The sequence below is a fragment of the Micromonospora sp. NBRC 110038 genome (assembly GCF_020884815.1).
Taxonomy (GTDB): domain Bacteria; phylum Actinomycetota; class Actinomycetes; order Mycobacteriales; family Micromonosporaceae; genus Micromonospora; species Micromonospora haikouensis.
Genome location: NZ_BBOL01000003.1, coordinates 144,197 through 158,259 on the forward strand (window position 1 = coordinate 144,197; position 14,063 = coordinate 158,259).

11 protein-coding genes are annotated in these 14,063 nt (G+C 74.4%); 2 read left to right on the top strand and 9 right to left on the bottom strand.

Going from position 1 to position 14,063, the window contains the following annotated elements; genetic code table 11:
- Positions 1 to 226: 226 nt before the first annotated feature.
- On the top strand, positions 227 to 3,082 hold the full coding sequence (locus tag LPU61_RS12335; protein ID WP_229404987.1) for an aconitate hydratase: 2,856 nt from the start codon (positions 227 to 229) through the stop codon (positions 3,080 to 3,082).
- Positions 3,083 to 3,145: 63 nt separating this feature from the next.
- On the opposite strand, the gene LPU61_RS12340 is transcribed toward LPU61_RS12335, so the two are convergent.
- The 8 genes from LPU61_RS12340 to LPU61_RS12375 form a co-directional block, all read right to left on the bottom strand.
- On the bottom strand, positions 3,146 to 3,754 hold the full coding sequence (locus LPU61_RS12340; protein WP_043967574.1) for an ATP/GTP-binding protein: 609 nt from the start codon (positions 3,752 to 3,754) through the stop codon (positions 3,146 to 3,148).
- On the bottom strand, positions 3,735 to 4,121 hold the full coding sequence (locus LPU61_RS12345; RefSeq protein WP_043967572.1) for a DUF742 domain-containing protein: 387 nt from the start codon (positions 4,119 to 4,121) through the stop codon (positions 3,735 to 3,737). Before LPU61_RS12345 ends, LPU61_RS12340 begins: the two co-directional genes overlap by 20 nt.
- A gap of 5 nt (positions 4,122 to 4,126) precedes the next feature.
- Positions 4,127 to 4,549: a roadblock/LC7 domain-containing protein gene (locus LPU61_RS12350; protein WP_007072006.1), complete on the bottom strand. Its 423-nt coding sequence runs from the start codon at positions 4,547 to 4,549 to the stop codon at positions 4,127 to 4,129.
- A gap of 109 nt (positions 4,550 to 4,658) precedes the next feature.
- On the bottom strand, positions 4,659 to 7,265 hold the full coding sequence (locus tag LPU61_RS12355; protein ID WP_229404988.1) for a nitrate- and nitrite sensing domain-containing protein: 2,607 nt from the start codon (positions 7,263 to 7,265) through the stop codon (positions 4,659 to 4,661).
- Positions 7,266 to 7,362: 97 nt separating this feature from the next.
- On the bottom strand, positions 7,363 to 9,048 hold the full coding sequence (locus LPU61_RS31735; RefSeq protein WP_374199656.1) for a prenyltransferase/squalene oxidase repeat-containing protein: 1,686 nt from the start codon (positions 9,046 to 9,048) through the stop codon (positions 7,363 to 7,365).
- Between the two features lie 19 nt (positions 9,049 to 9,067).
- Positions 9,068 to 9,982, bottom strand: a complete 915-nt coding sequence (locus tag LPU61_RS12365; protein WP_229404989.1) for a terpene synthase — start codon at positions 9,980 to 9,982, stop codon at positions 9,068 to 9,070.
- Positions 9,979 to 11,358, bottom strand: a complete 1,380-nt coding sequence (locus LPU61_RS12370) for a cytochrome P450 (protein ID WP_374199657.1) — start codon at positions 11,356 to 11,358, stop codon at positions 9,979 to 9,981. Before LPU61_RS12370 ends, LPU61_RS12365 begins: the two co-directional genes overlap by 4 nt.
- Before the next feature lie 162 nt (positions 11,359 to 11,520).
- Entirely contained in the window at positions 11,521 to 12,435 is a 915-nt protein-coding gene (locus LPU61_RS12375) for a GNAT family N-acetyltransferase (RefSeq protein WP_229404990.1), read from the bottom strand.
- A 105-nt stretch (positions 12,436 to 12,540) separates the two neighbouring features.
- On the opposite strand from LPU61_RS12375, the gene LPU61_RS12380 reads away from it, so the two are divergent.
- Entirely contained in the window at positions 12,541 to 12,786 is a 246-nt protein-coding gene (locus LPU61_RS12380) for a DUF2630 family protein (RefSeq protein ID WP_043967566.1), read from the top strand.
- Between the two features lie 102 nt (positions 12,787 to 12,888).
- Here the strand turns inward: LPU61_RS12380 and LPU61_RS12385 are convergent, their stop codons facing one another.
- Positions 12,889 to 13,830 carry a serine protein kinase RIO gene (locus LPU61_RS12385; protein ID WP_229404991.1) on the bottom strand — a complete coding sequence of 314 codons (942 nt, stop codon included), beginning with the start codon at positions 13,828 to 13,830 and terminating at the stop codon, positions 12,889 to 12,891.
- Positions 13,831 to 14,063 lie beyond the last annotated feature (233 nt).

Sequence of the window (14,063 nt, forward strand, 5' to 3'; positions counted from 1 at the left end):
GTCCGGCCTCGAACCCTACCCGGGTTGCCGGGGCGCGGCGGCCCCTCCGCCGCCGGGCCACCCGGGCGGGCGGTGCGGGCGCGTCCCGAAGCCTGGCGCGAGGTTGCGCGACTAGCAAGACGGACGTACGGTTTTGTTGAAACGGGAATCGCGGTAAGTGTCACCTAACCGGGGCGTCGCCCCGGCCGGTGCGACAGACTGCTCAGGACTACTCACGGTCGCTGGTGTGAAGGAGTACGACGTGGCGAGCCTCGACACCTTCGGTGCGAAGACCCAGCTACGCGTCGGAGACGCGAGCTACGAGATTTTCAAGATCAGCAAGGTGGAGGGGCACGAACGGCTCCCCTACAGCCTGAAGATCCTGCTGGAGAACCTGCTGCGGACCGAGGACGGCGCGAACATCACCGCCGACCACATCCGCCAGCTCGGCGGCTGGGACGCGACCGCCGACCCGAGCGTGGAGATCCAGTTCACCCCGGCGCGGGTGCTGATGCAGGACTTCACGGGCGTACCCTGCGTGGTCGACCTGGCCACCATGCGCGAGGCGGTCCGCGACCTCGGCGGCGACGCCACCAAGGTCAACCCCCTCGCGCCCGCCGAGCTGGTCATCGACCACTCGGTCATCGCCGACCTGTTCGGCCGTGAGGACGCCTTCGAGCGCAACGTCGAGCTGGAGTACGAGCGCAACAAGGAGCGCTACCAGTTCCTGCGCTGGGGCCAGACCGCGTTCAACGAGTTCAAGGTCGTCCCGCCGGGCACCGGCATCGTGCACCAGGTCAACATCGAGTACCTGGCCCGCACCATCATGGAGCGCGGCGGCCAGGCGTACCCGGACACCGTGGTCGGCACCGACTCGCACACCACGATGGTCAACGGCCTGGGCGTCCTGGGCTGGGGCGTCGGCGGCATCGAGGCCGAGGCCGCGATGCTCGGCCAGCCGGTCAGCATGCTGATCCCCCGGGTCGTCGGCTTCAAGCTGCACGGCGAGATGCCCGCCGGCACCACCGCCACCGACCTGGTGCTCACCATCACCGAGATGCTGCGCAAGCACGGCGTCGTCGGCAAGTTCGTCGAGTTCTACGGCCCCGGCGTGAGCGCCGTGCCGCTGGCCAACCGGGCCACCATCGGCAACATGTCGCCGGAGTACGGCTCCACCGTGGCGATCTTCCCGATCGACGCCGAGACCGTCCGCTACCTGGAGCTGACCGGGCGCGACCCGCAGCAGGTAGCGCTCGTCGAGGCGTACGCCAAGGAGCAGGGCCTCTGGCACGACCCGGCCGCCGAACCGGACTACTCGGAGCGCCTGGAGCTGGACCTGGGCACCATCGAGCCGTCCCTGGCCGGCCCGAAGCGCCCGCAGGACCGGGTGCCGCTGGGCAGCGCCAAGACGCTGTTCCGCTCGGCGCTGACCGACTACGTCGCCGCCGACGCCACCGGCGGCGACGCCGGCCGCAAGCCCGGCGTGCCGCAGCAGGAGAAGCCGTTCGGCACCGACGGCCCGGCCGACGAGGCGTCCGCCGAGTCCTTCCCGGCCAGCGACTCCCCGGCCAACGGGGTCAACGACCCGGCCGACGCGCCGCGCGACCTGGTCACCGCCGCCGTGGGCGCGGGTGGCCGGGCCAGCAACCCGGTCCAGGTCACCGGCACCGACGGCGTGGAGTACGAGCTGGACCACGGCGCGGTGGTGATCGCCGCGATCACCTCCTGCACCAACACCTCCAACCCGCAGGTGATGATCGGGGCGGCGCTGCTGGCCCGCAACGCCGTCGACAAGGGCCTGGCCCGCAAGCCGTGGGTGAAGACCACCCTCGCGCCGGGCTCGAAGGTCGTCATGGACTACTACGACCGCGCCGGCCTCACCCCCTACCTGGACAAGCTCGGCTTCAACCTGGTCGGGTACGGCTGCACCACCTGCATCGGCAACTCCGGCCCGCTGCCGGAGGAGGTCTCCGCCGCCGTCAACGAGGGCGACCTCGCCGTCGTCTCGGTGCTGTCCGGCAACCGCAACTTCGAGGGCCGGATCAACCCGGACGTGAAGATGAACTACCTGGCGTCCCCGCCGCTGGTGGTGGCGTACGCGCTGGCCGGCACGATGGACATCGACCTGGCCAACGAGCCGATCGGCGAGGACAGCGCGGGCGAGCCCGTCTACCTGCGCGACATCTGGCCCAACAGCGCCGAGATCCAGGACGCCATCGCCCAGGCGATCGGCGCGACCGGCTTCAGCGCCGCGTACGCCGACGTGTTCGCCGGCGACGAGCGGTGGCAGTCGCTGCCGACCCCGACCGGCGACACGTTCGCCTGGGAGGGCGAGAGCACCTACGTCCGCAAGCCCCCGTACTTCGAGGGCATGGCGAAGGACCCGCAGCCGGTGGCCGACATCGCCGGGGCCCGCGTGCTGGCCAAGCTGGGCGACTCGGTCACCACCGACCACATCTCCCCGGCCGGCTCGATCAAGGCCGACTCCCCCGCCGGGAAGTACCTGGCCGAGCACGGCGTGCCGCGCCACGAGTTCAACTCGTACGGCTCCCGCCGGGGCAACCACGAGGTGATGATCCGGGGCACCTTCGCCAACATCCGGCTGCGCAACCAGCTCGTGCCGGGCGTCGAGGGCGGCTTCACCGTCAACCACCTCACCGGCGAGCAGACCACCATCTACGACGCCTCCACCGCCTACCAGGAGGCGGGCGTCCCGCTGGTCATCCTGGCCGGCAAGGAATACGGCTCCGGCTCGTCGCGGGACTGGGCGGCCAAGGGCACCATGCTGCTCGGCGTGAAGGCGGTCATCGCCGAGTCGTACGAGCGGATCCACCGGTCGAACCTGATCGGCATGGGCGTCCTGCCGCTGCAGTTCCCGGTGGACACCACCGCCGAGTCGCTGGGCCTGACCGGCACGGAGACGTTCTCGATCAGCGGCGTGACCGCGCTGAACGACGGCGAGACCCCGCGCACGGTGAAGGTCAGCACCGACACCGGCGTCGAGTTCGACGCGGTGGTCCGCATCGACACCCCGGGCGAGGCGGACTACTACCGCCACGGCGGCATCCTGCAGTACGTCCTGCGCCGCATGATCGCCAGCTGAGCGCAAGAAAGGGCCCCTTGCCGGCGGATGTCCGTCGGCAAGGGGCCCTTTGCGTGTCGGGGCTCAGCCGCCGGCGGCGCGGCGGCGGGACTCCCGGATCTTCAGCGCGTGCTCCATCAGCGTGATGAGCACCTCCTTGCTCGACTCCCGCTGCCGCGCGTCACAGAGCAGCACCGGCACCCCCGGGTCGAGGTTGAGGGCGGCCTGCACCTCGTCGAGCCGGTAGCGGCGGGCGCCCTCGAAGCAGTTCACCGCGACCACGAACGGGGTGCCGCGCCCCTCGAAGTAGTCGATCGACGGGAAGCAGTCGGCCAGCCGTCGGGTGTCGGCGAGCACCACCGCGCCGAGCGCGCCGAGCGCCAGCTCGTCCCAGACGAACCAGAACCGGTCCTGACCCGGCGTGCCGAACAGGTAGAGCACCAGGTCGTCGCTGATCGTGATCCGGCCGAAGTCCATCGCGACGGTGGTGGTCGTCTTGCCCTCCACCCCGGACAGGTCGTCGATGCCGACCCCGGTCTCGGTGAGCACCTCCTCCGTCCGCAACGGTCGCGTCTCGCTGACCGCACCGACCATCGTGGTCTTGCCGACGCCGAAGCCGCCCGCGACCAGGATCTTGATCGCGGTGGGCAGCGGCACGGCTCCCGCCGGCCGCTCAGAGGGCCCGTAGTCCATTGATAACCGCCTCGAAGATGCTGTCGTCGGGAAGGCCCGCAGTCGTCCGCGGCTCGCGTACCTGCACGAGGTCGCGCGCCATCAGGTCGCCGAGCAGAACCCGGATCGTACCCACCGGCAGGTCCAGGTGGGCGGCGACCTCCGCCACGGACTGGATCCGCTGGCAGAGCGCGACGATGGCCAGGTGCTCCGGGCCCAGCCCGACCTCCGGTGACACCTCCGACCGGGTGGCCGTCACCAGGGAGATCAGGTCGAACGTGCCGGTGACCGGGCGCGCCCGGCCACCGGTCACCGCGTACGGTCGGACCACCGGCCCGGCGTGGTCGTCGACCCACCGTTCCTCCGTGGACTCCCCCGGCACCGTCATGGCGGCTACTTCTCGCCGACCGGCTGCTCGGGAAGCCGGGTCGGGGAGGCCACGTACTTGCCGACCCGGGTCACCAGCATGGCCATCTCGTAGGCGATGAGGCCGACGTCGGCGTCCTCGGAGGCCAGCACCGCGAGGCACGCGTTGCGGCCGGCGGCGGTGACGAACAGGAACGACGACTGCATCTCGATGATGGTCTGCTGCACCTGGCCGCCGCCGAACCGCTTCCCCGCGCCCCGGGCCAGGCTCTGGATGCCGGCCGCCATCGCGGCGAGGTGCTCCCCGTCGTCCCGGCTCAGGCCCTGCGACGAGGCCATCAGCAGGCCGTCTGTGGAGAGCGCGACCGCGTGCTCGGCCTGCTTCACCCGGCCGACCAGATCATCCAGCAACCACGTCAGATCGGCACTCGAAGCCGTCTTCTGCCCCACTCGTCGTCCTCTTCTCCCCCGGCTGGTGTCGCCGTTTGTCGTCTGGGACCTGCCGTCCCGCCACGGGCGCGGGTCGTCCGCGCCGCCTCACGTAGCCTCGTGCTCGTCCTCAGGTCGCCTCGTGCCCGTCGGCGTCGTCGCCGGAACCGCCGGTGGGCTCCGCGCCGCCGGCCCCACCGAGCAGGCGGGCCGCGTCGGTGCGGCCCCGTCGGGTGCCGCGCTGGTAGGAGCTCATCATCTTGAGGACCTGCTCCGGCACCCGGACCGTGTCCTCCTCCTCGTCGGGCTGCGCGGCCGGGTCCTCGCGCAACTCCGGCACGATGTTGGCCTGTCGCACGCGCACCGGCAGCCCGGAGCCGGTCCGCTGCACCGGCGCGGGCGCCGGGGCGGGGGCGGGGGCGGGGGCGTCGGGCGCGGTCTCGCCGTCGGTGGTGGTCCCGGCGGGCCGCTCGGCCGGCTCCGGGCGCTCCACCGTGGAGCCCGGTGCCGCACCGCCGCCGGCCGGCCGGGGCGTGGTGATCGGGAGCCCGGTCGGCACGGTCGGCGCGTCCAGCGCCGACTGCCCGGCGGGACGCCGGGAGCGTACCGGAAGCTCGGTCTCCCCGCCCGGGGCGGCCGGTGCCGGGCCGGCGGTGCGGGGCCGGGCGCGGGTGGGCAGGCCCGGCGTGCCGTCGTCCTCGACGGACGGCCCGGCGGCCGGGGCCGTCGGGGCCTCCGCCAGGGCCACCGGTGCGACCGGGCGGGCCGCCGGCCGGTCGCCCGACGGGCCCGGCCGGGCCGCCACGACCGGCGCGGACGGGTCGGTCCTGCCGGTGCGCCCGGGTCCGCCGGCCCCGCCGGAGTCGGTCACCAGCTCCGCCGGAATCAGCACGACCGCGGTGGTGCCCCCGTACGCCGACTCCTTCAGCTGCACCCGCACGCCGTGCCGGTCGGTGAGGCGGCTGACCACGTAGAGGCCGAGCCGGGCGGCGTTGGCCAGGTTGAGTTCGGAGCGGTCCACGATCCGGTGGTTCGCGGCGGCGAGGTCCTCCTCGCTCATGCCGAGGCCTCGGTCCTCGATCTCGATGACGAAGCCGTTGGCCACCGCCTGGCCGCGCACCTCCACGGTGGTGTGCGGCGGCGAGAACGACAGCCCGTTCTCGATCAGCTCGGCCAGCAGGTGGATGATGTCGCCGACCGCCCGGCCCGCCAGCGAGACGTTGCCCAGCGGCAGCACGTTGACCCGGGTGTAGTCCTCCACCTCGGCGACCGCGCCGCGGACCACGTCGACCATCGGGACGTTGCGCCGCCAGGCCCGGCCCGGCGTGGAGCCGGAGAGCACGATCAGGTTCTCGGCGTTGCGCCGCATCCGGGTGGCGAGGTGGTCGACCCGGAACAGGTCCTCCAGTTCCTCGGCGTCCTGTTCCCGGCGCTCCATCGCGTCGAGCAGGGTGAGCTGGCGGTGCACCAGCGCCTGGGTGCGCCGGGCCAGGCTGAGGAAGACCTCGCGGACGTTGCGGCGCAGCTCCGCCTGCTCGACGGCGGTGCGCAGCGCGGTCTCCTGGACCGCGTTGAACGCCTTGCCCACCTGGCCGACCTCGTCGTCGCCGAACTCCAGCGGTGGGGCCTCCCGGGCCACGTCCACGTCCTCGCCGTGACCGAGCCGCTCCACCACGCTGGGCAGCCGGTCGTTGGCCAGGGTGAACGCCGCGTCGCGCAGCCGCTCCAGCTGCCGCAGCAGCACCCGGGCCGTGGTGATCGACACGATGATCGACGCGACGACGGCGAGCAGGCCCAGGCCCGTGGCGAGCACCAGGCGGATGATCACCGTGACGGCGACCGGGGTGGCCCGCTCCACCACGTCGTCGCCGCCGGCGATCACGACCTGGCTCCACTGGGCCAACGCGGGTGCCACCGCCGCGTCCCAGTCGGCGGCCTCGAAGCCCAGCCGGGGGTCGGCGCCCCGGCCCTCCAGGATGCCGTCCTCCAGGTCGCGCAGGTTCTCGAACGCCTCGCCGCCGACCATCGCGTCGTAGCGTTCCCGGTCGGCGGCGGGCAGCCGGCTCACCGCCAGGTCGGCCGCGAACCGCTGCGCGCCGATGAGCTGGGCGAGCTGGGACCGTTCCGCCGCGGTCATCCGCCCCGCCGAGAGCGCGCCGGTGAGCATGGCGTCCTCCTGGGACAGCAGCTCACGGGCGCGGTTGAGCTCGATCAGGGCGGTGGTGTCCTCGCCCACCTGCTGGTCGTCGAGGAGGCCGAGGGCCGAGTAGACGTCGAAGATGGACCGCACCACCTGCCCGTACGCGGCGAGGGTCGACGACCGGTCGACGCTGCGGGCGTCCACCCCGGAGCGGGTCTCGCCCAGCCGGGACAGCTGCCCGTAGACCGCGTCGAGGCGCTGCTTCAGCGTGTCGCTGGCGGCGACGGTGGCCCGCCAGCTGGTGGACGACTCGCGGAACGTCGACGCCAGCTCGTCGGTGCGCCGCCGTTCCGCGCCGAGCGCCTCCCGCCGCGTCTCGTCCGGCCGCCCCAGGTAGGCCAGCGACAGCTTCCGTTCCCGCTGGAGCTGGAGCACCAGCGCCTCGCTCGGCTCGGACACCGACTCGTTGAGCGCCTGCACCCCGAGCAGGTTGGCGCCGTCCCGCAGGGTCACCCACGCCGCGAAGGCCCAGAGCGCGACGAGCGACGCCAGCAGAGCGACGATTTTCGTACGGAGATTCGTACTGCGGGAACGCATCACACCGTCCTGGCCGGCTGTTCGGAGGGCTGCCGGAGCGCGTGTGGCCGGTACACCGTCGACCACGCGCGCACGCTAGCAGTGTCGGTTTGTTCACTCAAGCGGCACTGATCAAGGGGGTCCTGCCGTACCCGGGCCCGGTGAAGGCGTCACCAGAGGCCCCGGCGCGGACGAGATGACGGGCCGCGGCGACGGCGGCGCGGACGATCACGACGGGGCGGTAGAGGTCCTTGTCGTGCCAGAGCGCGGGCGCACCGTCGCGTCCCTCCATCGTGGCCAGGTAGCGCCGTGCCCGCCCCAGCGCCGCCTCGACGGCGGCCGGCGCGGCGGACCGGGCGGCGCGCAGGACCTGCACCGCGTACGCGGTCTCCTCGACCGTGCCGCCCCACCGTCCCCAGGAGCCGTCGGCGCGCTGCCCGGCGAGCACCCAGTCGGCGGCCCGGGTCACCGCGCCCACGGCGGCCGGGCCCCGGCCGTGACCGGCCAGGGCGAGCACCGCGCAGCTCGTGGCGTAGTAGGGCGAGGCGTGCCAGCGGTCGGTCCACGCCCCGTCGGACGACTGCCGGTCGGCGAGCCAGCGGGTGAGCCGCCGCGTCACGGCGGTGAGCCGGGCGTCGGCCGGCGCGCGGTGGGCCAGGTGCCAGCCGAACGCGTCGAGCACGTGGGCGTTGGTGGTGACCGACGCGCCGTCCTCCCCCGGCCAGGTGCAGAAGTGCTCACCGGTGTCGTACCCCCAGAGGCTGGCCGGGTCGACGGGGCGGCCGAGGCGGGCCAGCGCGTAGAGGGTCACCGCCGTGGTGTCGGCGTCGGCGGGCAGGCCGGGCGCGGTGGCGGTGCCGGCGGGGCCGACGGTGGCCGCGAGCCCGGCGAGCAGCCGGGGCGGCACGGGCAGCGTCATGCCCGCCCGGCTCAGGGTGCTCAGCGACCAGGCCCGTTCGAAGACGGTGATCCCGGTCGCGCACGGCACCGGGCCGCCCTGCTGGCGGGCGACGTCCTCCAGGTAGGACATCGCGGCGGCGGCACCGGGCCCCGGCCCGGGCCCGCCGAGCCAGGCGGCCGTCGCCGCCGGGGACGCGCCCACGGTGCCGGGCCCCACCGGGGTCACCCCGGCGGCCCGCCGGGCCGCCGGGCCGGCCACCTCCAGGGCGTGCAGCAGCTTCTCCGGCAGCGGGCCGCCGGAGGCGACCAGCGCGCGGACCCGGTCGAGCCGGGCGTCGTCCAGCCCGGACGGCAGGGGCAGCGGGCCGGCGTCGCGCCAGGCGGCGAGGCCGGGCGGCGGGTCGGCGCGCACCGCGTCGAGGTGCGCGGCGACCGAGCCGACCAGCGCCGGGACGGTCAGGTCGGTGGCCGGCAGGTCGGGCGGCGAGAACGGGGCCGGGCCGGCGAGCCACCGGTGCAGGGCCCGCAGCCCGCCGTCGACGGCCCGGCCCAGCCGCTCGGCGGCGCGGGTGCCCGCGAGCCGGTCGGCGTCACCCCGGCGCAGCGCGGTCAGCAGTGCCTCGGTGGCGCTCAGCGTCGGCACCAGGGCGTACCCCTGCGGGCCGCCCCACGCGCCGTCGGGGCGCTGGCCGGCGAGCAGGTACGCGACCCGCTCGGCGTGGTGCGTCAGCCACGGCGCGAGGCTGACCAGGCGCGCCGTCTCGTACACCGACGCGGAGGACTGCCCGCCCGGGGTGAGGGTCATCGCGGCGACCAGCTCGCGGGCGTCCGCGGCGGACTCCGGGTCCCGGGTCGGCCGGTCGGCGCGGCCGCAGGCGGCGGCCCGCTGGCGGACGAGGGTCACCGCTGCCCCCGGAAGATCGTCACCGCTGCCCCCAGAAGTCGGCGGAGCGGTAGAATCCGCTGCTGAAGCCGATCTGCCGGGCCAGGTACGCCGCCTGGAGCGGGCAGCCGCCCGCCAGCGGGGCCAGCAGCTCGGTGCACCGCTCGACCAGCTCGACGATGCGCTGGTCGACCTCGGCGCGGTCGTCGACCAGCAGCAGCGCGTTCAGGTCGCCCCATTCGAGGTCCCGCTCGTAGGTGGCGAGGTCGTTGACGAGCCGCAGCACCCGCTGCACCTCGTCGCTGACGGTCACCAGCCGGTCCAGCCGCCGGTGGGTCTCCGCGTCGCCCGTCCAAATCCAGTGCGCGACGTTGACCACGGTGCAGGCGAGGTTGTCGGCGTTGGCGAGGTATTCGGTGAAGCCCGGCAGCGGCGCGCCGTCGCGCTCCCGGGCGGTCTTCCAGTCCCACTCCCGGGCCATCGCCGTCACGGTGCGGCGCACCGCCGCCCGCCAGGCGTCGCCCAGCTCGGCGAAGGCCGGCACCGCCGCGAGGTCGTCGCGCAGCTCGGCGAGCAGGCGGCCGAGCGGGTCGTCGGCGTCGGGACTGGCCCCCTCGGCGACCGCGAGGGCCCCGGCCACCACCCGGTCGACGTCCGCCCGGGACTTCGCCAGGTAGTCGATCCGCCAGTCGAGGGCGAAGCCCCAGAGCACCATCCGGTTGGTCAGCCGCAGCTGCTCGGCGGTGCACCAGGGTGCGCCGAAGGCGATGGCCAGGGCGATGTTGCTGAACAGCGCGGCGTCGAAGGCCCGGCCGGCGAACAGGTCCGGGTAGCGGGCCGCCTGCCGTTGCAGGTCGCGCTGCCCCTGCGCGGCGAGCGCGCAGATGCGGCCCTGCTCGGCGGCGGCGGAGAGCTGGTCGGGCAGCACCGTGGACGGTGGCGTGACGACGTTCACGCGACGGCCCCGGTGCGGGCGGGGCGCACGTCCAGCTCCACGCGGTCCCGCGTGCGCAGCGCGGCGGCGAGCTGCACGGCGGGCAGCCGAGGGCTGCGCACCCGCAGCCGGTAGCGGGCCAACAGGTTCGCCACGATGAGTTGCGCCTCCAGATAGAACAGGTGCATCCCCAGGCACTGGTGCGGGCCGCCGCCGAAGGGGAAGAAGGCGTAGCGGTGCCGGGCCCGGACCCGATCCGGGGTGAACCGCTCCGGGTCGAAGGTGCCGGGGTCGTCCCAGTAGCGGGCCAGCCGATGGGTGACCAGCGGGCTGACCAGCACCGTCGCCCCGGCCGGCAGGCGTACGCCGCCGAGCGTCGTCGGCCGCAGCACCTGTCGGGGCGCCAGCCAGGCCACCGGGTAGAGCCGGATCAGCTCGTCGAGCACCATCCGGGTGTAGCGCAGCCGCGGCAGGTGCTCGGGGCCGACCGGATGGCCGCCCGCCACCGAGTCGATCTCCTCCTGCAACCGGGCCGCGACCTCGGGCGAGCGGGCCAGGTGCGGCCAGAGCCAGGTCAGCACGTTGACGGTCGTCTCGGTGGTCACGGCGACCATGGCCACGGTGTCGTTGCGGACCTGCCGCTCGTCCAGCGGTCGGCCGTCGGCGGTGCTGCCGCGCCACAGCGTGGCGATGACGTCGTCGCCGTCGCTGCCCCGCGCCGACCGGACGATCGGCACCAGCACGTCGTCGATGCGCCGGGCGGCGTCGCGGAACGCCCGGTCGCCGGGCATCGGCAGCGCCAGCGGGACGAACGGCGCCAGCACGCGGGGGATCACCGAGGTGGCGATCGCGTCCTGCGCCCGGATGAGGCGCAGCGCGTCGGCGACCGAGATCCGGTCGCCGAAGAACGTCTCCATGATCGCCCGGCACACGATCCGGGTCTGCTCGGCGCCGATGTCGACGGGCCGGCCGGCGTGGGCCGGCGCGTCCAGCTCGGCGACCGCCTCGGCGATCGTGGCGGCCATCCGGTGCAGCACCGACTCGACCCGCCGGGCGGTGAACAGCGGCTGGAGGATGCGCCGGCTGTCCGACCACACGGGACCGTCACCGAGGATGCCGTCGCCGAACAGCCGGCGCAGCGGGCCCCAGAACGCGCCGTCGCCGGACCGGCCGAAGTTGTCGGCCCGGTCGCCCAGCACCTGCTGCACGTGGTCGGGGTCGGTGACCAGGTAGGGCCGGAACGCGCCGACGTTGAGCCGGACCACCTCGCCGTCGGCCCGCTCGCCGAACCCGACGAGAGCGCGGACGGGGTCGCGGAGCAGGCCGGGCGCGACGTGCCGCAGCGGAACGGATCTCGCTCGCCGAGCACGGGTGGGGGCCGGGTGTGGGGTTACCACGTGTGGTGCACTCCCCTGATCAACTGTGCGTCGCGGAACGACCGTGGAAAGTAACGGTCCCGCCCGAGCATGCCATTGAGCAGGTCAACTTCTCCAGGGGAGAGAGGAATAATTTTCGCGGGCGACATTCCCCGCCGCCACAAGGGACCCGTCGCGGGCCTCCTACCTGGGCAGATCCCGCCGGTACCGCCACTGCGCCGCGATCGTCCGGTAACCGAGCGTGGCGTTGAGGCCGAGCATCGCGGCGTTGCCGGCGTCGTTAACGGTCACCGAGTGCCGGAACCCGGCCGCCGCCGCCCGCCGCAGGGCGGCCTGCTTGACCAGCCGGGCCAGGCCCCGCCGGCGGTGCGGCCGCCGGGTGCCGGTCATCCCGCACCGGTGGTCGTGGCGGCTGTCGGTCAGCCCCACCGTGAACGCGGCCACCTCGCCGTCCACCATGGCCACCGTGGTCAGCTCCCGGTCCAGGTCCGGGCGGTGCCAGTACGCCGCCAGCCAGTCCGCGTACCCGATCTCGTCCATGCCGACCTCGCCCGGCTCGTCGCGCGAGACGTCCAGATCGGCCTCGTAGAGCAGGCGCGGGTCGCGCAGGTCGGCGGCGGCGAGCAGCCGGACGCCGGGCCCCGGCTCCGGGGGCGGCGGCGCTGCGGCCAGGTCGCACCGCAGCAGCAGGGACCGCCGGCCCCGCCGGTAGCCGTGCCGCTCGGCGAAGGCCAGGTCCGCCGGGGTGTCGTCGACCATCGCGTACGCCGTGGTCGCGCCGAGCCCCGCGAGCCGCTGCTCGGCGGCGGCGAGCAGGGCCGCCCCCGCGCCCCGGCCGCGCCGCTCCGGCCGGACCGTCAGGTTGACGAAGCCCAGCCCCGGCTCCGCGCTCTCGTGCAGCAGCCCGGTGCGGGCCACCCCGGCCGGCACGCCGTCGATCTCGGCCACCAGCGCGCCGAACCGCTCGGGGCCCAGCGCCCGGGCGGCCTGCCAGCGCAGCAGCTCCGGGGTGGCCAGCAGGTGCGGCAGGCCCGCCCGCAGCACCTCGCTCACGGCGTCGGCATCGGCGTCGGCGAACGGCCGTACGGTCAGCGTCATCGCGTGGCAACGTACCGCAACGTTCCGGGCTCCGCGACCCCGTCCGCCGGCCCGACGCGCGGGAGAAGCGGGCGCGGCCCGACCCGCTGTGCCAGGCTCAGGGGCATGGACGACAAGACCATCCTGAACCGGATCTCCGAACTGGTCGACGAGGAGCACCGGCTCCGCGCGGCCGCGCAGACGAAGGAGTCCGGCACCGCCGACGAGCAGGATCGGCTGCGCGAGTTGGAGGAGTCCCTGGACCAGTGCTGGGACCTGCTGCGCCGGCGGCGGGCCGCCCGCCAGGCCCACGGCGACCCCGAGGCCCAGGGCGTACGCCCCGTGCCGGAGGTGGAGCGCTACCTCCAGTGACGGCGGGGCGGCCGGCGACTGCGGGCCGCCCCGGGCCCGGTGCCCCCGGGCGGCCGAGCCGGGTGGGCACCGGGACCGGCCCGGTGCCCACACCGACGCGGCTCAGCGGATGCCGGCCTCGCGCAGCAGCAGCGCGGTCAGCGCCGCCGGGTCGCTGTCGTCGGCCGGCAGGCCACGCGCGGTGAACCAGGCCCCCACCACCCGCACGTCGCGGGCCAGGAACTCGGGGCCCTGCGGGTTGGCCACCACGTCGACCACCTGCGGCAGGTCGATCATGACCAGCCGCCCCGCGTGCACCAGCAGGTTGTACGGCGACAGGTCACCGTGGGCGTAGCCGGCCCGGGCCAGCACCACCAGGGCGTCGACCAGTTGCTCCCACAGCGAGCGCAGCTCGGCCGGCTCGGGCCGGCACTGGGCCAGCCGGGGCGCGGCCAGCCCTTCGTCGGGGTCGCCGACGAACTCCAGCATCAGCTCGGTGCCGAGCAGTTGCACGGGGTACGGCACGGCGATGCGGCCGTGCTCCGCGCCGATCTCCCAGAGCCGGGAGAGAGCGGCGAACTCGGCGGCCGCCCACTGCCCGGCGATCATCTGCCGGCCGAAGGCGGTGCGCCCGGCCATCGCCCGGTTCTCCCGGGACCGGCGCACCCGCCGGCCCTCCAGGTAGCCGGCGTCGCGGTGGAACAGCCGGTGCTGGGCGTCGCGGTAGCGCTTGACCGCCAGCAGGCACGACCGGTCGGTGTCCGGCACCGCCCGGCGGACCAGGTGGACGTCCGCCTCCTTGCCGGTCTTGAGCACCCCGAGGTCGGTGTCCCGGGCGGCCAGCTCGGTGACGAGCCAGGCGGGATGCGGCTCGGGGCCGTGCACGGCCTGATCCCAGGTGGACCAGGCGTCGCCGCCGGGGGCGTCGTCGTCCGGACCCGGGTCCGGGTCGGTCAGGACCGGCTCGGCGGGCCGGCCACGCTTCAGGAACTGGGGTTCGTCGTCGTCGAAGCGGCCCTTGCCGCGGCCACGGCGCCCGCGCGCCGGGAAGTCGTCGTCACGCACTGTGCTGGTGATCCCTTGATCGAGGCTGGTGAAGGCAGGTGGAAGAGCCCTGCGAAGACGGCCATGACCGACCTCCCCTCCTCGACCGGGACGACCCGGCTGCGCCCGACGCGCGGCACCATGCTGACCCACCCACCCCCACCCCGCAACCAATTAACCCCCGCTCCCCCTGCGCCCCACCCCCGCCGGCCTCGGTGATCAAGAGAAAAGCGTCAGAGTTGATCTCTACGGTG

Excerpts from the sequence above, each read along its gene's own strand:
- LPU61_RS12340 (WP_043967574.1), bottom strand. The coding sequence starts at position 3,754 with ATGGACTACGGGCCCTCTGAGCGGCCGGCGGGAGCCGTGCCGCTGCCC.
- LPU61_RS12355 (WP_229404988.1), bottom strand. The coding sequence starts at position 7,265 with ATGCGTTCCCGCAGTACGAATCTCCGTACGAAAATCGTCGCTCTGCTG.
- LPU61_RS12380 (WP_043967566.1), top strand. The coding sequence starts at position 12,541 with ATGGACGACAAGACCATCCTGAACCGGATCTCCGAACTGGTCGACGAG.
- LPU61_RS12375 (WP_229404990.1), bottom strand. The coding sequence starts at position 12,435 with ATGACGCTGACCGTACGGCCGTTCGCCGACGCCGATGCCGACGCCGTG.
- LPU61_RS12345 (WP_043967572.1), bottom strand. The coding sequence starts at position 4,121 with ATGACGGTGCCGGGGGAGTCCACGGAGGAACGGTGGGTCGACGACCAC.